Genomic DNA, 20,152 nt, shown 5'->3' on the forward strand with positions numbered 1-20,152 from the left:
CGTTCATGGTATAGTGAGGAAGATTCCGTTGATAGATCAGTTGGCAAGATTGTGGCATTAAAACTGCTTCCACCAAGTATGCTCAATGCAATAGATTTATTGCCTGATACCAAGACACCTGTGACTCTGTTTACGCGGCATTCTCTGCGTGAAGATGTCGCTGGTCAGGGGCTGGCAGGTTATGATTTGCAGTTGACGCCGCAAGGACGTGATCTGGCGCAGGAATGGGGCGCTTATCTGGTCAATCAAACAGATCGGCATATCCAGCATTGTATATCGAGTCCGATTCAGCGCTGCGTAGATACCGCAGCATTGATGATCGAAGGGGCCGATGCAACGGATAAAGCACCGCATACCCATAAGATTGAAATCGTTGAACAGGGTTTGCTGGTTGAGCCAGGCAGTTTTGTACTGGATATTCAAAAAGCAGGGCCATATTTCAAAAAACAGGGGGCATTAGGCTTTATTAATAGCTTCGTCAATAATGCCTTGCCCGGAATGAAACATCCAATTAATGGCGTAGTGGATGTACTTGAATTAATTTATAACACTCATCCGAAAACGCCGTATGGGCTCAGTCTGGCGGTCAGTCATGACACCATTCTGGCAGCGATGATTGCTGTCATGTCGGGACATCAGGAAGTCAGCCGTGAAGACTGGCCGAAAATGATGGAAGGTCTGTTTGTCTGGTTTGAAGGCGATGTATTTGAGGAATCTAAACTAAAATGGATTTGGCGTGGCAAAGTGCATGAGCTGGATATTTCCCAATTTCAGAATACCGAATTAAAAGTAAATAAATAATTCAAAGGCTCAATCATTTAGGTTGAGTTTTTTACATTTATCGTATGAAAGTGAAATAGAGTAACGATGGAATATCACTATGCTGATATTTAAACCAATTTTGGAAGCATAGGAGTCATCATGAAAATAATCACAATTTTAAGTCTAGTCGTTATGCTGGGATTAACTGCCTGTCAGCGTGATACAGACAATGCGCAGCAAGATCAGACCACCACGCCTCATTCTATGGATAAGGATGAATAATGTATTCTGTTTTTATCTAAGTAAAAGATTTCTATGACTAGGATTGAGAATAATCTGATATTCATCATTCTTTATTGTTGATTTGGTATTAAATTTCAGGCACAAAAAAAGCCCTAAAAGGGCTTCTTTTGATTTGCGATTAGTTAGAAGCTAATGCTTTAACTTGCGCGTTCAAACGGCTCTTATGACGAGCTGCTTTATTTTTATGGATGATACCTTTGTCAGCCATACGGTCGATTACTGGAACAGCTTTTTTGTAAGCTTCAGTAGCAACAGCATAGTCGCCAGCAGCAATAGCAGCTACTGTACGTTTAAGATATGTACGAACCATAGAACGCAAGCTTGCGTTGTGTTTGCGTGCTTTAACGTTTTGACGAGCACGTTTTTTTGCTTGAGCAGAGTTTGCCACTCGTGCACTCCTTGAAATAGATTGGTCTGGGCGGGCTGAAACTCAACTGAAAACCACATCAGAAGAACTATCACCAGCCCGTAAACAAGTGCCATATTTTGAGGAAACTATGGGCTTAAGTCAAGTCTTGACATGCTTTGACAACATTTTAGTTGCAGAAAAATTCTAAAGAAAACGTTAGATTAGTATCTAAGCAGGGAGATCGTACAAAAAATGACTAAAACCATTACATATCCTATCGTGATTGGCGCTACAGGCTTGGTCGGAAAGACTTTGGTACAACAGCTGGTAAATGAACCAAGTTGTAAGCGTATTAGCGTCATCGTGCGTAAACATCAACCAGAATTTGAACAATGGCACAAGGTCAAACAGGTGGTCGTTGAGGACTTTTTAATGCTCAATGACCAGGATGTCAGTGGCCATACCCATGCCTTTAGCTGTCTGGGTACTACCTTAAAGAAAGCCGGCTCCAAAGAAGCTTTTTATAATACCGATTACACCATCAATGCTCATTTTGCCGAACTGGTGCAGCAAACGGATGCTCATTATCTGTTGATTAGTGCGATGGGTGCCAATTCAAAATCCAGACTGTTTTATAACCGGGTAAAGGGTGAATTAGAGGATTATATCCAGAGCTTGTCTCTGGAGCGTATCAGCTTGTTCCGACCGTCTTTATTGATTGGTGAGCGGGATCATCAGCGCTTGCTGGAAGATGCGGCACAGAACCTGTTTGACAAGTTTTCGCATTTCATCCCCGATTCTTTTAAATACAAGCCAGTGACAGCAGAGCAGGTGGCTCATACTATGGTATATGCAGCGCTGAATCAGACTGTGAAATTTGAAATTTATGATAATTTAGCCATACAAAAAATGAAATGAGGGTAAAAAATCGTGTCCAGCGTACCATTTGTAACTTGTGACCTGCTTGATGACAATCCGGATAAAAACCTGCAGGTGGTCACCCCATGCCTGGATGACAAATTCTTTAGAAGCTATGGCGCACGTAAAAGATTTGGTGGTCAGATTGTGACCGTAAAATGCTTTGAAGATAACTCTCGCGTAAAAGAGTTATTGGCGACAGACGGTACCGGCAAGGTTTTGGTTGTAGATGGTGGTGCTTCTATGCGCTGTGCATTGATGGGTGACCTGATTGCTGAATCTGCGGTGAAAAACCACTGGAATGGCGTGATTATCTACGGTTGTGTGCGTGACGTCGATGCGATTGCAGAGCTGGATCTTGGTGTGCATGCACTGGCTTCAATTCCACAGAAGAGCAATCGTAAAGGTATTGGGGAAGTAGATGTGCCGCTTTATTTTGGTGGTGTGACCTTTAAATCGGGTGAATACGTTTATGCCGATAACAATGGCATTGTCCTGTCCAAAGAACAATTGGTGGACTAATTCCGGTTATTGAAAATATACAAAAACAAGCTATACCGTGGAAGTTAGGCAGTTTAGATTGCTGCTTTCACGGTTTGAAAATAATAAAGAGGACAGACGATATGTTAGGCCATCAGATTAAAGTAGCACAGGCATTGGCATCCGCATTTCTGGAAGGTGGACGTGGTACGACCGGTACACCATTTCCGAATCAGCCTGAAAAGCCTCTCAAGCTTTATGAATATGAAGGATCACCTTTTTGTCGTCGTGTCCGTGAGGTCATGACTTTACTGAATCTCGATTATGAAGTGTATCCGTGCCCACGAGGCGGTAAACGCTTTCGTCCCGAAGTGAAACAGCAGGGTGGCAAACTTCAGTTTCCATTTTTAGTAGATGAAAATACCGGAGACAAGTTGTACGAATCTCAAGATATTATTCATCACCTGTTTAAGCATTATGGCAAGACGGGTAAAACACCAGCCAAATATTCAAATTATCCCAAAGTGCCGGTTGCTGCCATTGCAGGAACTATGGTGAATGGTCTACGTGGTGGCATGGCTAAACCGTTATCGAAGAATACTCCTGCACCTGAACAGCTTCTTGAACTATGGGGCTTTGAAGCCAGTCCATATACCCGTATTGTCCGTGGGGTATTGTCTGAACTTGAAATCCCTTATATCTACCATAATGTGGCGAAAGAACGCTGGCAGGATCAAGGTCTAGCAAAACTGCGTTTAAAACCGGGTAAATATGAACCCTTATCGGGGGGTAAACGTGAACAGATACTAAAAGTGATGGGGAACAATATCCAAGTTCCTTATCTAGTTGACCCAAATACTGGTGTCAAGATGTTCGAATCTAAAGATATTGTGGAGTATTTGAAGCAGCAATACGGTTCTGAAAAGAAAAGCAAAAAATAAACTGCTGTTTAATATTTAGAAGCTACAAAAAAAATGCCATCTTAAAATAGATGGCATTTTTATAGTTTATAAATTTGAATTTTCCAAGAACAAGAACTCTGCTTTCAAAATTATTCATACTTATGCCTGCTCATAATAAAGTTAAAAAAACTCATGATTTTTCTTCTTTTTTTGTTTATATTTTAATTTCAATGGGGTAATAAGAATAACGATAAGGGGTGTGCTTATGACAGCACAAGACGCCGTACTACCGGTACCTGTATTAATTGTTGAAGACGAATATGTCATTCAGTGCCGTTTAAAGAACATATTGAAGGATCTAGGGTATAGCGATGAGGTATTGCTATTCGCCAATAATGTCAGGGAAGCCGAATATCTTCTGCAACAAGAACCGTTCTGTTTAGCACTGATTGATCTTGGACTGCCAGATGGAAATGGCATTTCAATTATAGAAAAAATACATGAGCTCGGGTCACAAACTTTGATACTCGTCGTATCCGCTTGGAGTACTCAGAACAGTCTGCTAAAAGCAATTAAAGCAGGAGCAACTGGTTATGTACTTAAGGAACGCGATGATACAGAAGTGAGTCTGGCAATTCGCAGTATTTTGCGCGGCGGCGCACCCATTGATCCTTTTATTGCGCGTGAAATTCTCAAGCAGATTTCCAGTTCAGAGCCATCTTCCTCTTTGGAGCAGATCGTACCTGATCCTGAACAGGAAAGCCTGACCCAACGGGAAAAAGAAATTCTTTCATTGGTGGCACAGGGGCTCAGCAATCGTGAAATTGCTGATGAACTCTGTGTGTCACGTTATACCGTTGAAAGTCATATCAAGCATATTTACCGCAAACTTTGTGTCAGCAAGCGGACCAAAGCAGTCAGCACGGCCCGGCATTTAGGTATTCTTTAGTGCGAATGCTGTCTGTTAGCAAGATGTTTAGACAAGGATTAAGGTTCTTCGCTCTATTGATGATAGGGAGCTGGCTGAGCCTGTTCTCTTGCATCAGTCTGGCACAGAATAATTTTCAGATTAACGAGCTTTGTCAGGTGAACATTGAACAGCAACAAAAAGTTCAAGTGCCGAGCCATCTCGAAATTCCGGAGGGAGGTTGGCAACCTGTAACATTGCCGGATAACTGGAAAAATAACTGGCCGAAATATAATGGGGGTGCCTGGTATAAAATTCGCTGGGGTTGGTCTTGTCGGGACAATATACGTCTGGCTGAACCCATTGTTTTTGGGATTGACTATCTAAATTCTGCTGGAGCTGTTTTCCTGAATGATGATCTGCTGTGGTCGGATCAAAATCTGCAAGAGCCTTTGTCTAAAAGCTGGAATGTACCACGTTACTGGATTTTGCCTATTGCAGGCTTGAAGCAGACAGACAATGAACTGCTGATTTATGTACGAGGCTATAGTTTCCAGGGTGCAGGGCTTGGCAGAATTGAATTTCATAATATTATTGCCAATGACCAGCATTATTCAAAAAAGATCTGGGATCGCCGTACGCTCTTTCAGATCAATATGATTCTATCCGGTACGATTGGAGTCATTAGCCTGATTATCTGGCTATTCCGACGTTCAGAAACCACTTTTGGCTGGCTGGCGCTGAGTTCATTATTGTGGATTCTGTTTATCTCCAATGTATTAACCACAGAGAATTTTCCTTTTCCCTCCAGTATATGGGCCAGTAAAGCCAATCTGATTTTCTTTATCCTCTATATGCACTGTTTTTGTCTATATCTAATTCGGTTCTTAAAGCAGAAATTTCAGCGTTTGGAGCGGGGACTTATCGGGGTTACTGCTTTATTCAGTGTATTCATCATAGCCAGTTCTTTAGATCATTTAGAAGCAGTGCTCAGTGTTGCTTTTGTCTCATATGTGCTGCTTTATATTAGTTGCGTCATCTATGTCAGCTACTGGGCCATTAAAACCCGCAATGGGGAATATCTGTTCCTGATGCTTTGTCTGTGGGGAATTTTGCTGTGTGTCATTATAGATTTGATCATTCTGGGGCGAACGGCGGTTAGTGAATTCTCACCTTTATCCCCTTATACATCACCGATTATTATCCTGTTTGTTGTGCTGATTATGGGAACACGACTGAATCGTAATATCAAAAAGATCGAAAAATTTAATACGCAGTTAGAATCCAAAGTACGGCAAGTCAGTGCAGATCTAAATAAAAGCCTGAGTGATCAGCATAAACTGGAACTAGATAATGTGCGTTTGCAGGAACGGATTAATCTTTCACATGAACTGCATGATGGACTGGGTGGTTCGATTGTACGTTCCATGATTCTGGTGGATCAAAGCACCGAAAACATTTCCAATCGACAGTTTTTATCCATGCTGAAGCTGCTTAGGGATGACCTGCGTCAAATCATCGATAGCGGTTCTTCTATTGACAATAAAGTGCCTGAAACGCCAGTGATCTGGATTGCGCCAGTACGGTACCGCTTTACCCAGTTGCTGGAAGAAATGGATATTGCCGTAGAATGGTCATTTCCTAAAGTTTGGCAACGTGAACCTACGGCTTTGCAATGTCTGACCCTGATTCGTGTGGTAGAAGAAAGCCTGACCAATATTATCAAGCATAGTCAGGCCACAAAAGTGAGTGTGAGTATGGAATATACACAACCACATCAACTGACTTTAAAAATTCAGGACAATGGGGTTGGTTTTAATCCAGAGATGGTGCAGAAAAACGGCATGAGTATTGGTATGCGCAGTATGAAAATGCGCATTGAACGTATGGGTGGAATGCTGGATATTCAGTCTGCGAAAGGTAATACCTGCGTACACGTGGTGATGGAACTCTATCAGCCTTAATCATCTCAAAATTATCCAGACATAAAAAAGGAGGACCATATGATCCTCCTTTTTTATAGATTTAAATGACCAAGATATAAAAATTTACTCTTCTTCAGCCGGTGGCACTAGCATCAGTACAGAATCATTCAATAGCTCAGCAACATCCTCCAGCATATCTTCGTCAGCGAAATCTTCATCCAGTAAGACACGCTCACCATCAGCAATCTGCTTTAGTTTTGCGGTAAATGCTTCAGAAATACAGATTCCTTCACCATTGGCCCAGAACAAGGTTTCACCATCTTCTTCTGTATAGAGCAGGCGTGAAGCAGGTTCAAGCATCAGGCTATAGCCTTGATCAAGTGCTTCTTCCAGATCGCCTGTACCAATTTCTTCGGCTTCCGGAATATTCTCTTCATATTTCGGTTCTGACATCAGGCTCATGATGGCATCTTCAAGCACATTAGAGTTATGCAACTGCTCCATGATTTTGTCTTTCAGATATTCAAGTTCATTGCCTGTGACTTCACCCGCAGCACTGATATGATCACGAATAATGTCAGTCAATGGATTGCGTAAGACTTCATTTTCCGAAAATTTATCGCCTACACGGTCCATCATGTCACTGACATTTGGCATACGAAAACCAAAAGAGAAAGTCAGACAGTCATCTTCTGCTACGCCGTAGTGGGAAAGGCCGGGTGGAACATACAGCAAATCACCGGGTGCAAGGACTTCATCAAAATTCACATCCATTTCTGGCAATAATTTTAATGGCTGTCCCGGTACAAGTTCGGTCTCGGCATCACACATTTGCCCCAGTTGCCAACGGCGATGACCATAGCCTTGAACCAGAAAAACATCATAAAAGTCGAAATGTTGACCGACTGAACCGCCTTGAGGCGCATAAGACACCATGATGTCATCACGACGCCATTGAGGGATAAAGGCAAATTTTTTCCAGAGTTCAGACAGGTCGAACGAATAGTGATCCACAGCCTGAACCAGTAAAGTCCAGAGCTTAGGCATCTTCTGGAAATCAGCTTTTAATAAAGGAGATGTCTTTACCGACCACTGATTTGGATCACGATCTTTCTGCTTGATCAGACGTGCAGTGACATTTTCTTCAAGTGCCAGCTCCATGACATCATCAGGCTCTAGCAGACCTGCGATTTCAAGCATGGCATTACGTACCAACAGCGGTTTTTTCTGCCAGTATTCGGCAAGGAATTGTTCAGCGGTAATACCGCCTAAAACGTCTAGAGGTAGGGACATAAATAAAGCCTAAAATAAAGGAGATTAAGGAACTAAAATCTTTAGCTCACGCAGAATATTGCATAGCTGAATCATCGGCATACCCATCAGGGTAGTTTGATCCTGCCCAATCATGGTTTCAAACAGGCTAATACCTAGGCTTTCACATTTAAAACTACCGGCACAATGCAGGGGCTGTTCGATCTCTACATAACGCTCAATTTCTGCTTGAGATAATTTGCGGAATTTGACTTTATAGTGTTCCACCAGCGTACGTTCAAAACCGGTTGATTTCTGCTGAACGCTGAGCGCTGTAATGAAATACACAATCTTGTCCGAATTGGCCTGCAGCTGGCAAATGGCCTTTTCTATTGTTAAAGGCTTACCCATAAAGATATCTGGTGCGCCTTCACGCCAGGCTACCTGATCAGAACCAATTACAATCGCATCAGGATGTAGCTCAGCGACATGACGAGCTTTTTCAAAAGCTAGGCGTTTAGCTAATTCATCCGCATGATTTTCACCTTGGGGTGATTCATCTATGTCCGGGACGACCGATACGTAATCAAGACGTAGACGGTTCATCAGTTCTTTACGGGTCTGGCTTGAAGAAGCCAAGATGATTTTTGCGGTATTCATTAGACAGCGTATTCTTCTAAAATATGGAGAGGAACATAAGCAAGGACAGCTTTGTGACAGGCTTGCAGCTTGATCGGTGGTGCATGTCCAGCTTCATAAGCTTCTACCCAGCGTGTCACGCAGATACACCAGAAATCACCAGGTTGCAGCCCAGGAAATCCCAGTTCTGGTAATGGTGTAATCAGGTCATTGCCCACTTTCTGGGAAAAATTCAGAAATTCAGAGGTCATCTGTGCACAGACAGTGTGCTGCCCCATATCGGTAGGTGCGGTATGGCAAAAGCCATTACGGAAATATCCAGTAATGGGATCAAAACAACAGCTTGCCAAAGGCTCGCCCAAAACATTTAAACGGTTTAAATCTGGATCTGGATGTATCGACATGGGTACTGAATCTGATGGATGCTTTTTCCTATCATAACAAAACTTTGGCAATCGTTAGCTTTTCTGCAAAAGATGCTAACCTTTTTCTGCATAATCATTTAAAATCGCCTCGTTTTTAATATCTATAAAGAGAGCTCTAGATGAACTTTCAACGTATGACTGACCTTGACCTTGCGGGTAAGCGCGTTCTTATTCGTGAAGATTTAAACGTCCCTGTTAAAAATGGCGTGATTACTAGCGATGCGCGTTTACGTGCAGCATTGCCAACTATTAAAGCTGCCGTAGAAAAAGGTGCAGCGGTTATGGTGTATTCACACCTTGGTCGTCCGGTTGAAGGTGAGCCTAAAGCTGAACAGTCACTTGCACCTGTAGCAGCATATTTGACTGAGGCATTAGGTCAGGAAGTAAAACTATTCACTGACTACCTGAATGGCGTTGAAGTTCAACCTGGTCAAGTGGTTTTACTTGAGAACTGCCGTTTCAACATTGGTGAAAAGAAAAATAACCCTGAGCTTGCAGCGAAATATGCAGCACTTTGTGACGTATTTGTAATGGATGCATTCGGTACAGCACACCGTGCAGAAGCGTCTACTGAAGGTGTGGCTCGTCTGGCGAAAGTGGCAGCAGCAGGTCCTTTACTTGCAGCTGAGCTGGATGCTTTGGGTCGTGCGTTAAAAACTCCTGAAAAACCAATGGTGGCAATCGTTGCTGGTTCCAAGGTTTCAACTAAACTAGACGTATTGACCTCACTTTCTGATATCTGTGATCAATTGATCGTAGGTGGTGGTATCGCCAATACTTTCCTTGCAGCTGCTGGCTACAATGTAGGTAAATCACTGTGTGAAAATGATTTGATCGACACAGCTAAAGCAATTGCAGCCAAAGTTTCTGTTCCACTTCCAACGGACGTTGTGGTTGCTGATGCATCTGAAATCAATTTTGATGACTTCCTGGGCTCATTAGCTGCTGCTAAAGCGGTTGTGAAAAAAGTTGAAAATGTTGCTGACAACGATATGATCCTTGATGTAGGTCCAGAAACTGCAAAAGCATTTGCTGAAATTTTGAAAACGTCTAAAACGATTCTTTGGAATGGTCCAGTGGGCGTATTTGAAGTCGATCAATTCGGTGAAGGCACGAAAACTCTATCGTTAGCGATTGCTGAATCGGAAGGTTTCTCGATTGCAGGTGGTGGTGACACGCTTGCTGCGATTGATAAATACGACGTTGCTGACCAAATCGGTTATATCTCGACTGGTGGTGGTGCATTCCTTGAATTTGTCGAAGGCAAAACCCTTCCTGCAGTTGCGGTACTCCTAGAACGCGCTTAATTGCATGTTTTAGCCTCAAAAAGCTGGCCAAGTGCCAGCTTTTTTATGTCATTTTTTTGACAGCAGAAACTTACCATTCATGGCTCCGTCATTAAAATGCAATAAATCTGTCATAAGATGCAGACATTAAATCACCAAATGACGAGATTACGTGATGAAAAAACAGTTAACTTTAGCGGCATTATTGGCAGCATCATTGGCACTGACTGCATGTGCGAAACAGGAAAATGCCCCAGCAGCTGAAGCAGAAGCTTCGGCAGCCGTTGCAGATGAGACTGTAACGCCAGAACAGCAAGCAGCGATTGATGCAATTGATCAGCCGGTTCTAGATGAAAAAAATACCGACATTCCTGCTGAAATTGCGAATGCTCCGGCAGATGCAGCGACTGCAGACGACTCAGTCGCAGCAACTTCGGAAGCTGTGGCACCTTAATTAGGTCAATGTGAGACAAAATCCCTGCAAATGCAGGGATTTTTTTTAAATAGTGTTATTTGTTGCTGAATTGAAACCTTTGTGCATGTAGAATATGTGGCATTCACTGGGAGGATATTATGGCTCTTATTTCATTGCGCCAGCTCTTGGATCACGCCGGCGAACATGCTTACGGCGTACCAGCATTTAACGTAAACAACTTAGAACAAATGCGCGCCATTATGTTGGCAGCAGACCAAACAAATTCACCTGTAATCGTACAGGCATCTGCGGGTGCACGTAAGTACGCAGGTGCACCGTTCTTGCGTCATCTGATTTTGGCAGCAATCGAAGAATGGCCACACATTCCAGTGGTAATGCATCAAGACCACGGTACCAGCCCTGACGTATGTCAACGTTCTATCCAGTTAGGCTTCTCATCAGTGATGATGGATGGTTCTTTGGGTGAAGACGGTAAAACACCGACTTCATATGAATACAACGTCGATGTAACTCGCCGTACGGTACAAATGGCGCATGCGTGTGGTGTTTCTGTCGAAGGTGAAATTGGTTGTCTGGGTAGCCTTGAAACAGGTATGGCGGGTGAAGAAGATGGTGTAGGTGCTGAAGGCGTACTCGACCATTCTCAGCTTTTAACCTCAGTTGAAGAAGCACGTCAATTCGTTGCAGATACCAATGTTGACGCATTAGCCATTGCAGTGGGTACTTCTCATGGTGCATACAAGTTTACTCGTCCACCTACAGGCGATATTCTTGCAATTGACCGCATTAAAGAAATTCACGAAGCACTGCCAAATACGCACCTTGTAATGCACGGTTCAAGCTCTGTGCCACAAGAATGGTTAGCTGTAATTAACCAGTATGGCGGTGACATCAAAGAAACTTATGGTGTTCCTGTTGAGCAACTGGTTGAAGCGATCAAACACGGTGTTCGTAAAATCAACATCGATACTGACTTGCGTCTGGCATCAACTGGTGCAATGCGCCGTATGATGGCTGAAAAACCAAGCGAATTTGATCCACGTAAATTCTTCAGCGCAACTGTAGATGCAATGAAGCAAATTTGTATCGACCGTTACGAAGCATTTGGTACTGCAGGTAATGCAGACAAGATTCGTCCAATCTCTTTAGAGAAAATGGTTGAGCGTTATAAATAATTCATTGTGAATAATTTATAAAAAAAGCCCACAGCGAATGTGGGCTTTTTTATATATAAATCAAGATGAAGAATAAGAGCAGCATATGGAACTGATTTTTATTGCAGCATTATGTAGTGTTGCAGTCTCAATACTCTTAAAAATTGCTAAAAATAGAGGCATGAGTCCAATCCACATGATTAGCTGGAATTATGTCACAGCTAGCATATTGTGTTTTTTTTGGTTCAAACCAGACATCCAGCATATTTCCATGAGTCAGACTCCATGGCTATTGATTCTGGCGCTTGGCGTTTTATTACCGAGTGTATTTCTATTTCTGGCCAAATCATTACAAACAGCAGGAATCTTAAAAACTGAAATTGCCCAGCGATTATCAGTGGTATTATCACTGGCCGCTGCTTATTTCATTTTTCAGGAACAATTTAACCAGCTCAAGATACTGGGTATTGTCTTAGGCATAAGTTCCGTACTGTGCATTCTATTTTCACACCGTCAGGCATCAGAAAGCTCCAGGCAGGGAATGTTTTTTCTGGGCCTGGTGTGGTTTGGTTATGCACTGATTGATGTCTTGCTGAAATATACCACCAGCCTTGGTTTGCAATTTGCTGTGGCACTTAACTTGATGTTTATCTGCGCCATGATTCTGTCGATGATCTATCTGCTGCTGCAATACCGTCATCTGGGTTCTGGCAAGGATATTGGTTTCGGTCTGTTATTGGGTGCGTTGAACTTTGCCAATATCGCTTTTTACGTCAAAGCACACATGATGCTCAAAGATACACCAGCGATTGTATTCGCGGGTATGAATATTCTGGTGGTGATTTTTGGTGTAATTGCAGGTTTGCTCATCTTTAAAGAACGACTCAAACCTGCAAGTATGATCGGGCTGATTCTAGGCGTGATTAGTGTTGTTTGCCTAGCATATGCAATGTCTGTTTAACATAGGAAGATGCAAATTCAAGCGGATAACGTAACAGGTCTTCTTTTTCAGCCCGTCCAAGCAGTAAACCGGCCTGTTTGCAGTCTGGACAATGTGGGTAACGATGCTGGGCATTAGCATAATGATGTAAATAGATCTTATCGCAGTGTTTGCATTCGAATTTTAAAGAGCTGGCTGGTAAAACAGACATAGGTACCTCTAATTGTTATTCTAGTTGGATGTTTGGAGAATAAAGCAAAAATTAGACCCGAATTGACAAGAAAAGGGGCACTAAGCCCCTCTTATAACATAAAATGCTTACAGTTTGGTGAAAATATCTTCAGCTTGCAGGCGGGATTTCGGCAATTTGGCATTGAAATCATTTTCACTGCGGTAACCTAAAGTAAGCAATACTGATGGAATCAGGCCTTGTTCAGCTAACTGTAACTCCTCACTCAGAATGTCTTCATCAAAACCACCGATTGGTGTGGCATCAATACCTTCACTTCCTGCAGCCAGTAAGATCTGTCCCAGTGCAATAAAGGTCTGGTTTTCTGCCCAGCGCTGAATATCACCTTTTTCATTACGATAATAATGTACATAGCCGGTACGGGTATTCTTTTGACCTTCTTTGGCACTCTCATCTTTAAAACGACCACTGAGATCATCACGATTTAACAGATTGTCCAGATGTAACTCGTCAATATCGGCTTTGGTACAAAATAAAATGGTATGTGAAGAATCCAGCACTTTGGGAGCATTGTAGGCATAAGTTCCAACTAGTGCTTTGGCAATACGCTGTTTAGCGGCATCATTGTCGGCAATAAAAAAATGCCAAGGCTGAATACTAATCGAAGATGGAGTCAGGCGTAAGATTTCTAATAAACGTTCAAATTGTTCTGCTGGAATCTTCTTGTTAGGGTCGTAAGCTTTAGTGGTATAACGGGTTTGAGCGATCTTGAGTAAATCCATTGATGGACTCCAATCTTTTGATAAGGCGTTTAGAAATATGCTTTAGGCATCTAGATTTTTCTGATCAAAAGATTATTACAATAAAAACATCATCGGCAAAGTCTATATTTATATAATCTTGAGTGAAATTTTATGAAAAACTAAGAGTTAAATCAGATAAAAAGCAAGCTTTTGTATATTGGCAGTTTCTGGTAACAGGAGTTTAATAAGAGCTTCAGGCAATAGCATGCAAGATAGGTGGGCCGATGCAATATACCAATTACTTTAAACGTAAATTAAAGACGCAGCAGCAAATTGGCTTGTGGGTCAGACTAGCTGAGGCGTATGGGACAGAAATTGCGGCAAATGCAGGCTATGACTGGCTCTTGATTGATGGTGAGCATGCCCCAAGCGATTTAAGAACAACGCTCTCTCAATTACAGAGTATCGCTGCTTATTCATCGCAAGCTGTAGTACGCCCCCCCAATAGGCAGTGTATAACTGATCAAGCAGTTACTCGGTATTGGCGCACAGACCTTATTGATTCCTATGGTAGAAACTGTGGAGCAGGCCGAATTAATGGTCAAAGCAGTCCGCTATCCACCAGAAGGAATTCGTGGTGTGGGTGCTACATTAGCACGTGCGACACGCTGGAACAGTATCCCGAATTATTACCAGACTGCTCATGAAAATATCTGTTTATTAATTCAGATCGAATCAGTGACAGGTCTAGAAAATCTGGATGAAATCCTCAAGATCGAGGGGATTGATGGTGTATTTATTGGGGCGGTAGATCTTTCAACGACTATAGGCTATCAGGGGAATCCAAACCATCCTGAAGTACAAAAAGCAGTAGTAGATGCCATTCAGCGGATTCGTGCATCTGGTAAGGTTGCTGGGATTTTATCGACTCAGCATGAAGCTACTCAGAAATATCTGGCGCTTGGAACTGAGTTCGTTGCAGTGGGTGTTGATATCAGTGTGCTAATGAATTCGCTTCGTGAACTTTTGGCAAAATATAAACCTGATGCTGAAGTCATCAAGTCAGAAGGCGGTTATTGATCATAAAAATATCTGAGAGTCGTAAATTATGATTTCTCAATATTTATTACTTAAACAAAAGATATTTTATAAAAGCTCTGATTTGTCAGAGTTTTTTTTATCTACTTTAACTATAGTAATTTAAAAATAATATGGGTGGGGATTGAAAAATGAAACCAGAAGAAATTGATGTATTTTATGAGCAGCAAAAACAGATCCATGAGCAAAAAAAGCAACAACCTTATCGTTTAGGGCAAGGTATCTTTTAGTCTTTATGCTGATTTATACATTGGTTACTGGATATCTGACAGTTTTAAACTTTCTTGATTCAGGTGATTTGATCTCTGGTTTTAGTGTCATGATATTGATCGGTTTGTTTTATATCGTGAAATATTTCTTTACTGGACATTAAGATATGCGAAAAAGCATCTAAAAAATACTACTTTTGACATATGTCATTACAATGTAATTTTGCTATTTGGTCAAAAAAGAGTTATAAGATAATAACTTTAAAGCGAATACTGTTTTCGCTGGTTTATTTTTAGCTGATTGTGATACACGAAAGACAGGTTTTCCTGTTAAAAAAACTCTAGCAAACCCAGAAATAAGATTTATTTTTAGTCTATAGCTCTCCTTGTTTAATCACAAAAAGCTCATATTATGAGTGAATATTTTGAAAAATTTAAATACATGGTCTATCGCGACCGCCATTAATGGTTGTGAAATTCAAGTCAAAGTTGTACCAATGCAACGCCAGCAAAATACTATCAATGGTATGATTATGGTCAATGTGGGCAAGATGATTGAACTTGAAAACGGTGAACAATATCCATTTAATCTGGATGGTAAAAGTTTCTATACTGGTTTTAACCAGTTATACCGTTTAAGTTAAATAAAATATAAGAAGCAACTGTTCGCAGTTGCTTTTTTTATGGGTAATACCAGATTTTTAGCTGAATGTTATGAATATCAATATCAGAGCTACTCAGCTCTAAAATCTCAGCATAATCAGCTTTCCAATCTCCTAAAACAATTCTTTTTTTACCATTTATATCATGGATTGCTGCGCGGTGAGTATGTCCGTGAATCAGTACATCTGCTTCTTTGAGAGCAGTTTCTACCGCAATTGGATTTACATCCATAACTTCATAGCTTTTCAATTGCTGTGCTTCATGGCTTTTCTTGCGGAAACCATTAGCGAGTCTGGTACGAAAGCTAAGTGGCATTTTTCTTAAAAAGCCTAATATCCAGGGATGACGGATGACTTTTTTGAAACGCTGATAGGACACATCATCGGTACAAAGTGCATCACCATGTTCGATCCGATATCGGAGTGAACCGATATTTAAGCTGGTCATTTCAGGTAAAAGCTGTCCGGAAAATTGATCCAGAAAATCTTGGCCTAAGGCAAAGTCACGGTTACCGATGAGAAAATAGATTTGATTGCCGGCTTGATTAAACTGTTTTAAAGTACTGACGATTTCATCCAGCCAGGGAGCAGTGTAGTCATCTCCAATCCAGGCATTGAACCAGTCGCCCAAAATATACAGTTGGGTATTTTTATGCTGATAAGCTGCCAATAAATCTAAAAACCCCCGAACAAGTCGAGGGTGATCAGGTGACAAATGTAAATCTGAGATAAACAGATAGGTCACGAATCTTTTCCTTATTTTTTAATCCCTCCCGACCTCCCTTTGCAAAAGTGAAGAGAAAAACCATCTTTAAAAATGGTGGTTCCCTCCTTTATTAAAGGAGGGTTGGGGAGGATTTAAAATTACTCAGAAATGATTTTTGCAGATTCGATCACAACGTTCTCTAAAGGAACGTCAGCGTGGTAGCCACGGTTGCCAGTGCGAACGCCTTTGATTGCATCAACAACGTCCATGCCTTCAACTACTTTACCAAATACGGCATAACCCCAACCTTGTGCAGTTTTGCCAGTGTGGTTAAGGAAAGAGTTGTTTTTCACGTTAATGAAGAACTGAGCAGAAGCAGAGTGAGGTGCTTGAGTACGTGCCATTGCAATGGTACCTACATCGTTGCTTAAACCGTTGTCAGCTTCGTTTTCAATCGCATCACGTGTTGCTTTTTCTTTGAAGTTTTCATCCATGCCGCCGCCTTGGATCATGAAACCATCAATAACGCGGTGGAAAATTACGCCGTCATAAAAACCGTCACGTACATATTGCAAGAAGTTAGCTACTGTTTTAGGTGCTTTTTCAGCGTTTAATTCAAGAACAATACGACCTTTATTGGTGTTTAATTCGACTTGAGGAAAACTCATTGTGTAATCTCCTAATCATGGACTAATGCCATGGTTTTTTCTGAATGAAGGAAGCATAAGCAAACTACAATCGACAAGGCAAGCAAAAACATAATTTTCTTTGTTAAAAACATAAAAATCGTATCTTATTTATGCATTGATTTACAAAGTCATTTCTTCGAGATCATTCGTCTTTATAAAGCTTGTCTGACCCTAAGAGCATGCACTGATCTGTTGGCTCAGTCAAAAGCGGATATTTTACGATTTGGTAAGCTATTGTATTTTCCAATTTGAAAATGAACGAATTGAAATCAAATACCTAAGTTAACGGTTGAGAGATCATTCACCTATAGTTAAACTAAAGAACCTTTATTTAGTGAATACAGTTAGACCGCGTGAGCTACTGCATATTCATTAATCCCTTTTTAACTTTAGAAGTGAATGATTAATCATGAAGCCAAATGATGTTGTGACGTCTCTGCCCGACAACCCGACCCAAAATAAGAATGCAGTCGATTCAGCGCAGCAGCAGGAACAACAACCAGGCTTAGACTTTGTACGTCAGGTGATTACTGACGATCTAGCAGCTGGCCGTACCCAGCAAGTGGTCACCCGTTTTCCGCCTGAACCAAATGGTTATTTGCATATTGGTCATGTTAAAGCGATCTGCCTGAACTTCGGTATTGCTGAAGAATTTGGTGGCCTGTGCAACCTGCGTTTTGATGATACCAACCCCGATGCAGAAGAGCAGGAATATGTGGATGGTATTGCCAATGATGTGAAATGGCTGGGCTTCCAGTGGAATGGTGAACCACGCTATGCATCAAGTTATTTTGACCAGTTATATGCATGGGCAATTCAACTGATTGAACAGGGCGATGCCTATGTGGATCTACAAACTCCGGAAGAGATCAAGCTAAACCGCGGTAACTTCGTAGAGCCAGGTAAAAACTCGCCACAACGCGATGCGACTGTGGAAGAAAACCTTGAGCGTTTCGAAAAAATGCGCACTGGTGAATATGCTGAAGGCGAAGCGGTATTGCGTGCCAAGATAGATATGAACTCGCCAAATGTGCATATGCGTGATCCGATTCTGTATCGTATTCTGCATTCTGCGCATCACCAGACTGGCGATAAATGGAAAATTTATCCAATGTACGACTATGCGCATCCATTATCAGATGCGATTGAAGGCATTACACACTCACTTTGTACACTGGAATTCCAAGATCACCGTCCATTCTATGACTGGGTGGTGGAAAAAGTTAAATCGCCATCTGTGCCACGTCAGTACGAATCTAGCCGCCTGAATGTTGATTACACCATCACTTCTAAACGTAAGCTGCGCAAGCTGGTTGAAGGTGGTTATGTCAATGGGTGGGATGATCCACGTATGCCGACTGTTGTGGGTATGCGCCGTCGTGGTTTCACCCCTGAAGGTCTGCGTGATTTCTGTAAGCGTGTAGGTGTGTCTAAAGTCGATGGCAGTATCGTTGATGTAGCAATGCTTGAATATTGCATCCGTCAATCTTTAGAAAATACTGCAGCTCGCGGTATGGCAGTATTGAATCCATTAAAAGTGACTTTAACCAATCTGCCAGCGGATATGGATCTTACTCATTCACGTCATCCAAACGTGGATATGGGCGAACGTATTATTCCGCTCACTTCAGAAATCTATATCGACCGTAAAGACTTTGAGGAAGAGCCACCTAAAGGCTTCAAACGTCTGATTCCGGGCGGTGAAGTGCGTCTTCGTCATGCTTATGTCATCAAATGTGATGAAGTGATTAAAGATGCGAACGGTGAAGTAGTTGAACTGAAGTGCTCAATCGATCCTGAAACTTTAGGTAAAAATCCTGAAGGCCGTAAGGTAAAAGGTGTGGTTCACTGGGTATCTGCAAGCAAAGGTGTTCCTGCTGAAGTTCGCATTTACGATCGTCTGTTCACTGAATCTGATCCAGAAACTGGTGATGACTTCCTGGCGAATCTGAATCCTGAATCATTGAAAGTGGTTCAAGCAGTTATTGAGCCTGCACTGGCTCAGGCAAAACCGGAAGATCGTTTCCAATTTGAACGTGAAGGCTATTTTGTAGCGGATCAATATGATCATACAAGCGACAAACCAGTATTCAACCGTATTCTGGATCTGAAAGACAGCTTTAAACCTGGCAAATAATTTAAGCTAAATCTCTAAAAAGCCCAACTCCGATTGGGCTTTTTCAATCGTGGCAGGGAAGAATGAATGATTGTTCGTGATAAAAGTAATAGCTTTAGTCTGCTGTTTGCATGGCATGGCACAATTTTGCCTAAAGTTTTGCCTGCCTTGGGACTGGTAATTTTTCTTTCAGGCTTGCTAGTTTATCTGCGTCAGGCGCATTTTTTTAGCTTTCCTGCAGTGCCAGCCATTGGCTTTACCATCTTCGGGGTGATTCTGTCGATCTTTCTCAGCTTTCGTAATACCGCCTGTTATGACCGCTGGTGGGAAGGACGCAAGCTGTGGGGAGCGCTGATTGCTACGACACGTCATTTATGTCGTGATAGTTACGTCCTTGATGATCAGTCACGTGAAATCCTGTTGTATCGAATGATGCTGTTCACTCATTTATTACGTGACCGTTTGAGACAGCAACAGCAAAGTATTCAGCATTACCAGGCCCACACTGGTTTTGAAGCTGCTACATATGAACAATTGCCCACGCATATCAATGCATCACAATGGGTACTGGAACAGATCCAGAAAGATTTGGTTCTGCTCTATAAACAGGGCAAAATCACAGATATTATTTATAACAACCTGAATCAGCATACAGTGGCTTTAGGCGATATACAGGCGGGTTGTGACCGGATCCTGTCGACGCCGTTACCATTTTCCTATTCGGTGCTGTTGCATCGTGCTGTTTATTCTTTCTGTTTTATCCTGCCATTTAGTCTGGAAGCCAGTCTTGGTTTATGGACTCCGATTCTAGTCGGCCTGATTGCTTATATGCTGTTAGGGTTAGATGAGCTGAGTGCGGAACTGGAAGAGCCTTTTGGGCTTCAGGATAATGATCTGCCTTTAGACTCTATTGTGAGATTGATCGAACGTGAAACCCTGAGTTCTTTAGGACAAGAACTACCTGAAGCGATTAAAGTCCAAAAAGCTTATTTAACTTAGGTTTAAACTGATTTTATTGAAAGGCTAATCATTAAATAAATCAAATGAAAGTCATCTTATTTT

At 41.9% G+C, this 20,152-nt stretch carries 22 protein-coding genes and 1 pseudogene; 15 read left to right on the plus strand and 8 right to left on the minus strand.

All coding sequences use genetic code 11. The features are described from left to right. The first annotated feature begins 51 nt into the window (after positions 1-51). Together F897_RS09270 and F897_RS17940 are read left to right on the plus strand one after the other, a co-directional pair. Complete coding sequence (locus F897_RS09270; protein ID WP_034580938.1) at positions 52-801, plus strand: histidine phosphatase family protein; 750 nt, start codon at positions 52-54, stop codon at positions 799-801. 120 nt (positions 802-921) lie between these two features. Beyond that, on the plus strand, positions 922-1,044 hold the full coding sequence (locus F897_RS17940) for a hypothetical protein (protein ID WP_004786141.1): 123 nt from the start codon (positions 922-924) through the stop codon (positions 1,042-1,044). Between the two features lie 139 nt (positions 1,045-1,183). Here F897_RS17940 and rpsT read toward each other — a convergent pair whose 3' ends face one another. Next, positions 1,184-1,453, minus strand: coding sequence for a 30S ribosomal protein S20 (gene rpsT / locus F897_RS09275; protein ID WP_004786139.1), 270 nt, complete (start codon positions 1,451-1,453; stop codon positions 1,184-1,186). 213 nt (positions 1,454-1,666) lie between these two features. On the opposite strand from rpsT, the gene F897_RS09280 reads away from it, so the two are divergent. The 5 genes from F897_RS09280 (at position 1,667) to F897_RS09300 (ending at position 6,585) form a co-directional block, all read left to right on the plus strand. After that, positions 1,667-2,332: a Rossmann-fold NAD(P)-binding domain-containing protein gene (locus F897_RS09280; protein WP_005235308.1), complete on the plus strand. Its 666-nt coding sequence runs from the start codon at positions 1,667-1,669 to the stop codon at positions 2,330-2,332. Between the two features lie 12 nt (positions 2,333-2,344). Further along, complete coding sequence (rraA, locus tag F897_RS09285) at positions 2,345-2,854, plus strand: ribonuclease E activity regulator RraA (protein WP_005235309.1); 510 nt, start codon at positions 2,345-2,347, stop codon at positions 2,852-2,854. A 101-nt stretch (positions 2,855-2,955) separates the two neighbouring features. Beyond that, the gene (locus F897_RS09290; RefSeq protein WP_005235310.1) at positions 2,956-3,753 is read left to right on the plus strand and encodes a glutathione S-transferase N-terminal domain-containing protein; all 798 of its coding nucleotides are present in this window, start codon (positions 2,956-2,958) and stop codon (positions 3,751-3,753) included. Positions 3,754-3,979: 226 nt separating this feature from the next. Further along, positions 3,980-4,663 (plus strand): response regulator, encoded by a 684-nt coding sequence (locus tag F897_RS09295; RefSeq protein WP_004786132.1) that lies wholly within the window; start codon positions 3,980-3,982, stop codon positions 4,661-4,663. A gap of 59 nt (positions 4,664-4,722) precedes the next feature. Beyond that, entirely contained in the window at positions 4,723-6,585 is a 1,863-nt protein-coding gene (locus F897_RS09300) for a sensor histidine kinase (RefSeq protein WP_005235318.1), read from the plus strand. A gap of 84 nt (positions 6,586-6,669) precedes the next feature. On the opposite strand, the gene F897_RS09305 is transcribed toward F897_RS09300, so the two are convergent. Genes F897_RS09305 through F897_RS09315 form a run of 3 tightly spaced genes read right to left on the minus strand, consistent with a single transcriptional unit; the run spans position 6,670 to position 8,840 of the window. Continuing rightward, complete coding sequence (locus F897_RS09305) at positions 6,670-7,839, minus strand: ribosomal protein uL16 3-hydroxylase (protein ID WP_005235320.1); 1,170 nt, start codon at positions 7,837-7,839, stop codon at positions 6,670-6,672. A gap of 24 nt (positions 7,840-7,863) precedes the next feature. Beyond that, entirely contained in the window at positions 7,864-8,457 is a 594-nt protein-coding gene (locus F897_RS09310) for a Maf family protein (RefSeq protein WP_005235321.1), read from the minus strand. Beyond that, positions 8,457-8,840 (minus strand): DUF2237 family protein, encoded by a 384-nt coding sequence (locus F897_RS09315; protein ID WP_005235323.1) that lies wholly within the window; start codon positions 8,838-8,840, stop codon positions 8,457-8,459. The genes F897_RS09310 and F897_RS09315 overlap by 1 nt, the downstream gene beginning before the upstream one ends. Positions 8,841-8,980: 140 nt before the next feature. On the opposite strand from F897_RS09315, the gene F897_RS09320 reads away from it, so the two are divergent. The 4 genes from F897_RS09320 (at position 8,981) to F897_RS09335 (ending at position 12,698) form a co-directional block, all read left to right on the plus strand. Continuing rightward, positions 8,981-10,168 carry a phosphoglycerate kinase gene (locus F897_RS09320; protein ID WP_005235325.1) on the plus strand — a complete coding sequence of 396 codons (1,188 nt, stop codon included), beginning with the start codon at positions 8,981-8,983 and terminating at the stop codon, positions 10,166-10,168. 154 nt (positions 10,169-10,322) lie between these two features. Then, positions 10,323-10,601 carry a hypothetical protein gene (locus F897_RS09325; protein WP_004786119.1) on the plus strand — a complete coding sequence of 93 codons (279 nt, stop codon included), beginning with the start codon at positions 10,323-10,325 and terminating at the stop codon, positions 10,599-10,601. 119 nt (positions 10,602-10,720) lie between these two features. After that, positions 10,721-11,758: a class II fructose-bisphosphate aldolase gene (fba, locus tag F897_RS09330; protein WP_004786117.1), complete on the plus strand. Its 1,038-nt coding sequence runs from the start codon at positions 10,721-10,723 to the stop codon at positions 11,756-11,758. Between the two features lie 85 nt (positions 11,759-11,843). Further along, positions 11,844-12,698 (plus strand): DMT family transporter, encoded by an 855-nt coding sequence (locus tag F897_RS09335; RefSeq protein ID WP_005235327.1) that lies wholly within the window; start codon positions 11,844-11,846, stop codon positions 12,696-12,698. Here the strand turns inward: F897_RS09335 and F897_RS09340 are convergent. Both F897_RS09340 and nfsB read right to left on the minus strand, forming a co-directional pair. After that, on the minus strand, positions 12,661-12,888 hold the full coding sequence (locus F897_RS09340) for a hypothetical protein (protein WP_005235329.1): 228 nt from the start codon (positions 12,886-12,888) through the stop codon (positions 12,661-12,663). The genes F897_RS09335 and F897_RS09340 overlap by 38 nt on opposite strands. A gap of 107 nt (positions 12,889-12,995) precedes the next feature. Next, entirely contained in the window at positions 12,996-13,649 is a 654-nt protein-coding gene (gene nfsB, locus F897_RS09345; protein ID WP_005235331.1) for an oxygen-insensitive NAD(P)H nitroreductase, read from the minus strand. A gap of 245 nt (positions 13,650-13,894) precedes the next feature. On the opposite strand from nfsB, the pseudogene hpaI reads away from it, so the two are divergent. Together hpaI and F897_RS09355 are read left to right on the plus strand one after the other, a co-directional pair. After that, positions 13,895-14,690: pseudogene (gene hpaI, locus F897_RS17480) on the plus strand (4-hydroxy-2-oxoheptanedioate aldolase). A gap of 652 nt (positions 14,691-15,342) precedes the next feature. Next, the gene (locus F897_RS09355; protein WP_004786100.1) at positions 15,343-15,561 is read left to right on the plus strand and encodes a hypothetical protein; all 219 of its coding nucleotides are present in this window, start codon (positions 15,343-15,345) and stop codon (positions 15,559-15,561) included. 37 nt (positions 15,562-15,598) lie between these two features. On the opposite strand, the gene F897_RS09360 is transcribed toward F897_RS09355, so the two are convergent. Together F897_RS09360 and F897_RS09365 are read right to left on the minus strand one after the other, a co-directional pair. Continuing rightward, entirely contained in the window at positions 15,599-16,324 is a 726-nt protein-coding gene (locus tag F897_RS09360) for a UDP-2,3-diacylglucosamine diphosphatase (protein WP_005235335.1), read from the minus strand. 119 nt (positions 16,325-16,443) lie between these two features. After that, positions 16,444-16,953: a peptidylprolyl isomerase gene (locus F897_RS09365; RefSeq protein WP_004786097.1), complete on the minus strand. Its 510-nt coding sequence runs from the start codon at positions 16,951-16,953 to the stop codon at positions 16,444-16,446. A 430-nt stretch (positions 16,954-17,383) separates the two neighbouring features. Between F897_RS09365 and F897_RS09370 the strand changes: the two genes are divergently transcribed. Continuing rightward, positions 17,384-19,111, plus strand: a complete 1,728-nt coding sequence (locus tag F897_RS09370; protein WP_005235338.1) for a glutamine--tRNA ligase/YqeY domain fusion protein — start codon at positions 17,384-17,386, stop codon at positions 19,109-19,111. Between the two features lie 66 nt (positions 19,112-19,177). Then, positions 19,178-20,089 (plus strand): bestrophin family protein, encoded by a 912-nt coding sequence (locus F897_RS09375; protein ID WP_005235340.1) that lies wholly within the window; start codon positions 19,178-19,180, stop codon positions 20,087-20,089. Positions 20,090-20,152 lie beyond the last annotated feature (63 nt).

It is taken from the genome of Acinetobacter variabilis (assembly GCF_000369625.1).
Lineage (GTDB): Bacteria > Pseudomonadota > Gammaproteobacteria > Pseudomonadales > Moraxellaceae > Acinetobacter > Acinetobacter variabilis.